The sequence below is a fragment of the Limnoglobus sp. genome (assembly GCF_059499385.1).
The window spans coordinates 15057-21542 of sequence record NZ_JCABYM010000125.1; the positions used below are offsets into that span (position 1 = coordinate 15057).

Sequence of the window (6486 nt, forward strand, 5' to 3'; positions counted from 1 at the left end):
CCCCCCCGCCCTGGGGGGTCCCGTCCTCAATTTTTTTTTGTTGGTGGGTGTTTGGTGGTGGGTCGGCCCCACACCAACCCCCCCGCCCCCTCCCCCCAACTACCAACTACCAACTGCCAACTAACAACTGGGGGCACGGATGGAACCGCTGCAGCGGCTGCTGGCACAGCTCCGCACCTTCTGGACGGGCCTCGGCACGGCCCGGAAGGTCGCCCTCGTCGGCTTCACCGTCCTCGTGTTCGCCGCCCTGGCCGCGTTCGCCGTCCTGTCCACCGGCGCGGCGGCCGAGTACCGCCCGCTGTTTTCCAACCTGCAGCCGGAAGAAATCCAACCCATCATCACCCGCCTCCAGGCCGCGAACGTCCCGTACCGCCTCCCAGACACCGCGGACGGCGTCCTCGTCCCGACCACGCAGTACGCGCAGGCCCGCGTCCTCATCGCCGGGGACGCCACCCTCCCGCTCCGCGGCGGCAAGGGGTACGAAATCTTCGACGAAACCTCCCTCGGCTCCACCCCGTTCGTCCAACAGGTCAACCTGCAACGGGCGATCCAGACGGAACTCGGCCGGTTCATCGAGAAGCTCGAACCCGTGCAGTCGGCCCGCGTGCTGGTCGCGAAGCCGGAGTCGTCCCCGTTCATCCGCGACCAGCGGCCGCCGACGGCGAGCGTCGTGCTGACGCTCAAGCCCGGCGCGACGGTCAACGGCGCGACGGCGGCGAACATCGTCTCCCTCGTGGCCCGCAGCGTGGACGGGCTGAAGCCGGAGAACGTCACCGTCGTCGATTCGCAGGGCCGGCTGCTGTCCGACCCGCACGCCGCCGACCGGGACAGCCTGCCGGCGGCCCAACTCCAGTTCCGCACGGACTGGGAGCGGGAACTGGCGGCGAAGGCCGAGGACGTGCTGACGGCCACCCTCGGCCGCGGCCGGGCGGTCGTGAAGGTCAGCGCTGACATCAACTTCCAGAAGGTGAAGGAGCGGCAGGAAACGTTCCTCCCGGAAGGGAAAGTTCCGTCCGCGGAACGCAACTCGACCTCCTCCACGACCGGGACAGGGCGGGCCGGCGGCGTCGTCGGGGCGCGGAGCAACCTCCCGCCGGTCGGCGGCAGCCCCGTCACGCCGGCCGGCGGCGTGAGCACGTCGAAGGAAGAAGTCAACCACGCCGACTACAACGTGTCGCGGACGACGCGGGACGTGGAAGGGGACCGGGCCACGCTACAACGGCTGAACGTCGCGGCCGTCATCGACCTGTCGCCGCCGGAGGGCGGGGCCGGGCCGACGATGACGGTCGCCGAGGTCGAGGACCTCATCAAGAAGGCGGTCGGGTTCAACGCCGGCCGCGGCGACGAGATCAAGGTGACGAACGCCCGGCTCGGGTCGCCCGTCGCGGCCCCGGCGGCAGAGGGCGTCGAGGACGAGGCGGCGAAGTTCCAGCGGTTGCAGAACTACGTCTCCCTGGCCCGGAACATCAGCCTGGCCGTGGCCGTGGTGCTGGCGGTGGCGCTCGTGCCGCTGATCGCGCTGCGCCGCCGGCCGCGGCCGGAGCCGAAGCCGGCAGAACCGCCGCCCGGCCCGACGCCGGAGCAGCGGCGGGCGGAGCAGCTCGCTAAACTGAGGGAAATGGCGACGGCCGACCCCGGCCGCGTGGCCGAGGTGCTGACGATGCTCGCGGGCGGGAAGCCATAGTAGTAGGCACACTCCGTGTGCCGTCTCCTTCACGCTCCCAGCGAGTTCGTCCGGGTCGCCGCGAACGACAGCAGACGGCACACGGAGTGTGCCTACTACTATGAACACCCATGCCTGACGCGACCGGCGAACACCTGACGGCCGCCCTCCTGCGGGCGCTGCCGCCGGACCTGGCCGAGCAACTCCTCGGCCGCATGGGGCCGGCCGGCGACCGGCTGCGCGCCGCCGTCGCCGCCCCGGCCGTCCCGCCGCCGGAAGACCTGGACGCCGCCCTCGCCGAGTTCTTCGACCTACACCGCATCCTCGAGCGGGGGTACGTCAGCACCGCCGTCCCGGCCGGCGAGTACGGGCCGCTCGCCAAGCCGACCGAGGCCGAACCGCCGCCGCCCGAAGACCCGATCGAGTCGGTGAAGAAGCTGTCCATCGACCGGCTCGTCCGGGCGCTCGACGGCGAGCCGCCGTCGGCCGTCGCGCTCGTCCTCGGCCGGCTCGACCCGGCCCTCGCCGGGACCGTGCTGAAGGGCCTGCCGCCGGAGGTGCGGGCCGACATCGCCCTGCGGTACTCCCAGCCGGGGCCGCGGAACTTCGCCCTCGTCAACCAGATCGCGCGGGTCGTCGCCCAGAAGGGGAACACCCTCGCGGAGCAACCGGCCGACGCCGAGACGGACCGCATCGCCGACCTCGCGGCCATGCTCCGCGGGCTGCCCCGGCCGGAGCGGCTCGCCCTCCTCCAGAAGATCGAGGCGACCGACTTCGACCTCGCCGCCAAGCTCAAGGCGAAGCTGTTCCGATTCAGCGACCTGCTGAAGCTCGAAGACCGACCGCTGCAACAACTGCTCTCCCAGTTGAACCTGCGGTCCATCGCCACCGCCCTGAAGGGGGCCGACCCGGCGATTTCCGAGAAGATTCTGAAGAACATTTCCGCCCGGTCGCGGGAGCTGCTCAACGAGGAAGTCGAGATGCTCGGCAGCATCTCCGCCGCCCGCGTCCAGGAAGGCCAGGACGAAATCCTGACGCTGCTGCGGCAGTACGAAGAGGAAGGAAAAATCGTGCTGGAGGAGTAACGCCTCGCCGCACTAAAACGCCCGTTAGCGCGCCGTTTCCCCACCTTTCTGGCCCCGCGAAAACCGGTCCGCGATTCGGGGGAAAAATCCATGAAAAACCCGCGATAACGCTTTCATTCCTAGCGCCGGTACGCTACTAAGCTATCGCGTGAATCACCGTTTTTCTGCTCGCACTCGGTCATGGATGGCCTCGCCTTCGCCCAGAGCAGAAATTGCCCAACGGCCACAGGAACACCCGGAATGGGACGCCCGGACGTTAGCCCGAAGCTGTTCCGTGTGAATTTCACCGGACCCCTGACGAACGCGACCCGCGTTCCGCCGGACGCCCCGCTCCCTCCGTTTCGCCGCCCCACCGCCGCCGCCGCCACCGCCACGCCCCCCCCACCCCCGGCCGCCAACCTCTGGGACACGGCCGTCGGCCGGGAACTCGCCGCCGACCGCGAGACGATTCAAGTCGCCCTCAAGAACATCCAGTCCGCCGTCGCCGACCTCCGCGGCCAGCAGGCCGCGAACCTCGACGGGTTGCGGAACGCCGCCGTCGAGCTGTCGCTGACCATCGCCGCGCAACTGCTCCACCGCGAGGTGACGGCCGACGAGTTCCCGGTCGAGAACATGGTCCGCGACATGGCGGCGCAGCTCGTCGGCGACGACAAGATCACCGTCTGGCTGAACCCCGACGACCAGAAGCTGCTGGAGAAGCGCCTCGGCGGCCGGTCGCTGTTGCCGGACGCCGCCACGAAGGTGGTGGCGGACCCGACGCTCGCCCGGTGCGAGTGCCGGGTCGAGGGCGGCGACGGGGCGCTGTTGATGTCCGACCCGTCCCGGCAGTTGCAAGAAATCCGCGACGAACTATTGAGGAACTTGGCTAATGCCCGCAATGCTCGGCCTTGACATGCCCGGCTTGAGTTCGACCATCACGCAGACGCCGCTCTACCGGCAGGGCGGGCGGCTGAAGAGCGCCACCGGCCTGCTCACGAGCACCGTCATGGCGTCCGTCGGCGACCACTGCGCGATCCTGCCGAAGGTCGGCGACCCGATCCTGGCCGAGGTGATCGGGTTCGAGAACAACCTGGCGTACATGGTCCCGTTCGACCCGGTGGACAACCTCACGCCGGGGATGCCGGTGCTGCGGAAGGGCCGCGGGCTGACCGTCCCGACCGGCCCGCGGCTGCTCGGCCGGGTACTGGACGGCCTCGGCCGGCCGCTCGACGGCGGCGACGGGCTGAAGAACTGCCACTGGAAGCCGGTGAACCGCCCGGCCCCGGCCGCCCTGGACCGCGCCCGCATCCGCGAGCCGTTCGTCAGCGGCGTCCGGGCCATCGACAGCACGCTGACCCTCGGCCTCGGCCAGCGGGTCGGCATCTTCGCCGGGTCCGGCGTCGGCAAGAGCACGCTCCTCGGCGAGATCGCGAAGGGGGCGAACGCCGACGTGAACGTGATCGCCCTCATCGGCGAGCGGGGCCGCGAGGTCGCCCCGTTCCTCGAAGACTGCCTCGGGCCGGAAGGGCTGGCGAAGTCGATCATCGTCGTGGCGACGTGCGAGCAGACGCCGCTCATGCGGGTCCGGGCGACGCAGTCGGCCATCGCCATCGCCGACTACTTCCGGGACGACGGCGCGAACGTGCTGCTCATGATCGACAGCCTGACGCGGCTGGCGATCGCGCAGCGGGAACTCGGCCTGCTCCTCGGCGAGCCGCCGAGCGCCCGCGGGTACACGCCGAGCGTCTTCCAGGTGCTCGCGAACACCATCGAGCGACTGGGCAACGCCTCGGTCGGCGGGATCACGGCGCTGTTGACCGTGCTCGTGGACGGCGGCGACATGGACGAGCCGGTCGCGGACGCGGTCCGGTCGTTCGTGGACGGCCACATCGTCCTGGACCGCAAGATCGCGGAGCGGGGCATTTACCCGGCCATCGACGTGTCGAAGAGCATCAGCCGGATTCAGGGCGACGTGGTCCCGAAGGACCAGACGCTGGCGTCGCGGAAGCTGCGGTCGATCCTCGCGACCTACGCGGACGTGCAGGACCTGCTGCGGCTGGGCGCGTACCAGAAGGGGAGCGACCCGCAGACCGACAAGGCGATCGAGCTGATGCCGCGGGTGGAAAAATTCCTGAAGCAGGACATCGGCGAGCGGTCGAGCTTCGATCAAACAAGGGCGGGCCTGCTGGAACTGACGCGGGCGTGGAACTTCTGAGATAGTAGTAGGCACACTCCGTGTGCCGTCTCCTTTCTGCCGCGGAGACACGTTGGAACGCACTGCGGCCGGAAGGAGACGGCACACGGAGTGTGCCTACTACTATGTCACTCCGGCTTGACGCCACCCGCCCACCTTGACATAACCCCGCCCGCGGAGGGCATCGCCCGTGAAACGATTCGAGTTCTCGCTCGACCGGCTGCTCAAAGTGAAGAAGCAGCTCGAACGGCTCGCCGAGTTGGAGCAGGCCCGCGCCGCGAAGGTCGTGGCCGACGCCCGCGGTCGGGTGGACGGCCTGAAGTCCCGCCTCCTCCAGGTGTCGTCGGCCGTCCACTCGGCCGTCGGCCAGGGCGTGTCGCCGGGGCAGTGGGTCAACGCCTACGCGGTGTCCGAGCACCTCGGCCAACAGATCGAGGTAGCCGAACAGGCGGCGAAGGCCGCGGAGGCGAAGTTGGCGGCCGCCGCGCGGAACCGGACGGCGGTTTCCCAGGAAGTCGAGTCCCTGTCGTCGCTGCGTCAGCAACAATGGGAGAGGTGGCAGCAGGAGGCAGCCGCGAAGGTGCAGGAACAACTGGACGAGGTCACGCTGCGGCGGTGGATGGCCGCCCAGACCTCGACGGCCGGAGCGGCGTGAGCCATGAAGAACCTCGTCATCATCGGGCTGTCGTCCCTGTTGCTGTTCTCCGTGTCGGCCGGGCTGTCGATGTGGCTGAAGCAGTCGAAGGAGGAGGCCGCCCAGGCGGACGCGAAGAAGGACGCCGAGAAGGAGAAGAAGGTCGAGCCGAAGGCGGACGCGAAGGACGACCACGCGAAGCCCGCCGAGAAGAAGCCCGAGGCGAAGGACGACCACGGCAAGCCGGCGGAGAAGAAGGCCGACGACCACGGGGCGGCCGCGAAGAAGCCGGAGGAGCCGGCCGGCGACAAGGACCAGGTCGAGCGGTTGCGGCAGCAGCTGGCCATCGTCCAGCACGACATGAAGCTGCAGACCGAGGCGCTGAACAAGCTGACGAAGGACGTGCTGACGGAATCGAAGGCGGCGAAGACGCAGGCGGACGACGCCGAGACGCGGGCCGCGACGCTGAAGAAGGAGAAGGAAGCCGCCGAGAAGGCGGCCACGACCGTGGCCGAGAAGGCCGCCGCCGACGCGAAGAAGGTGAGCGCGCAAACCGAGGTCCTGGACCCGGTGGCCGTGGAGAAGATGGCCACGATGATGGAGAAGATGGACGCCGACGAAGCGGCGAAGTCGCTCCAGGGGCTGGCCGACAAGGGCAACATGGACGCGGCCGTGAAGGTACTGAACCGGATGAAGGACGCGAAGGCGGCCGCGGTCCTGACGGCCGTGAAGGACGACGACCTGCGGAACCAGTTCCTCACGAAACTGCTCGCGACCCGCCGGCCGATGAAGTAGCGCCCGACTTCCGAAGTCCGGCTTCGACTTCGGAAGTCGAACGGGCGGAGGGGCGGTCGCCGACACCGTGAAGGCTCCTGCGCGGGATCGACTTCCGAAGTCGAAGCCGGACTTCGGAAGTCTAGGTTTTTCCCCC

Annotated in this window: 6 protein-coding genes; all 6 read left to right on the top strand. The window is 69.3% G+C overall.

Annotation, left to right across the window (positions count from 1 at the left end; all coding sequences use genetic code 11):
• Positions 1-139: 139 nt before the first annotated feature.
• The 6 genes from fliF to AC5JJ2_RS22300 all read left to right on the top strand — a co-directional run bounded on the left by fliF (position 140) and on the right by AC5JJ2_RS22300 (position 6350).
• Positions 140-1684: a flagellar basal-body MS-ring/collar protein FliF gene (gene fliF / locus AC5JJ2_RS22275; protein WP_495860242.1), complete on the top strand. Its 1545-nt coding sequence runs from the start codon at positions 140-142 to the stop codon at positions 1682-1684.
• Positions 1685-1794: 110 nt separating this feature from the next.
• Entirely contained in the window at positions 1795-2748 is a 954-nt protein-coding gene (locus AC5JJ2_RS22280; protein ID WP_495860243.1) for a FliG C-terminal domain-containing protein, read from the top strand.
• 240 nt (positions 2749-2988) lie between these two features.
• Positions 2989-3639, top strand: coding sequence for a FliH/SctL family protein (locus AC5JJ2_RS22285; RefSeq protein WP_495860244.1), 651 nt, complete (start codon positions 2989-2991; stop codon positions 3637-3639).
• Complete coding sequence (locus tag AC5JJ2_RS22290; RefSeq protein ID WP_495860245.1) at positions 3617-4942, top strand: FliI/YscN family ATPase; 1326 nt, start codon at positions 3617-3619, stop codon at positions 4940-4942. The genes AC5JJ2_RS22285 and AC5JJ2_RS22290 overlap by 23 nt, the downstream gene beginning before the upstream one ends.
• Before the next feature lie 169 nt (positions 4943-5111).
• Entirely contained in the window at positions 5112-5576 is a 465-nt protein-coding gene (gene fliJ, locus AC5JJ2_RS22295; protein WP_495860246.1) for a flagellar export protein FliJ, read from the top strand.
• A 3-nt stretch (positions 5577-5579) separates the two neighbouring features.
• Positions 5580-6350 (top strand): hypothetical protein, encoded by a 771-nt coding sequence (locus AC5JJ2_RS22300; protein WP_495860247.1) that lies wholly within the window; start codon positions 5580-5582, stop codon positions 6348-6350.
• Positions 6351-6486: the final 136 nt, after the last annotated feature.

Excerpts from the sequence above, each read along its gene's own strand:
- fliF (WP_495860242.1), top strand. The coding sequence starts at position 140 with ATGGAACCGCTGCAGCGGCTGCTGGCACAGCTCCGCACCTTCTGGACG.
- AC5JJ2_RS22280 (WP_495860243.1), top strand. The coding sequence starts at position 1,795 with ATGCCTGACGCGACCGGCGAACACCTGACGGCCGCCCTCCTGCGGGCG.
- AC5JJ2_RS22285 (WP_495860244.1), top strand. The coding sequence starts at position 2,989 with ATGGGACGCCCGGACGTTAGCCCGAAGCTGTTCCGTGTGAATTTCACC.
- AC5JJ2_RS22290 (WP_495860245.1), top strand. The coding sequence starts at position 3,617 with ATGCCCGCAATGCTCGGCCTTGACATGCCCGGCTTGAGTTCGACCATC.
- AC5JJ2_RS22300 (WP_495860247.1), top strand. The coding sequence starts at position 5,580 with ATGAAGAACCTCGTCATCATCGGGCTGTCGTCCCTGTTGCTGTTCTCC.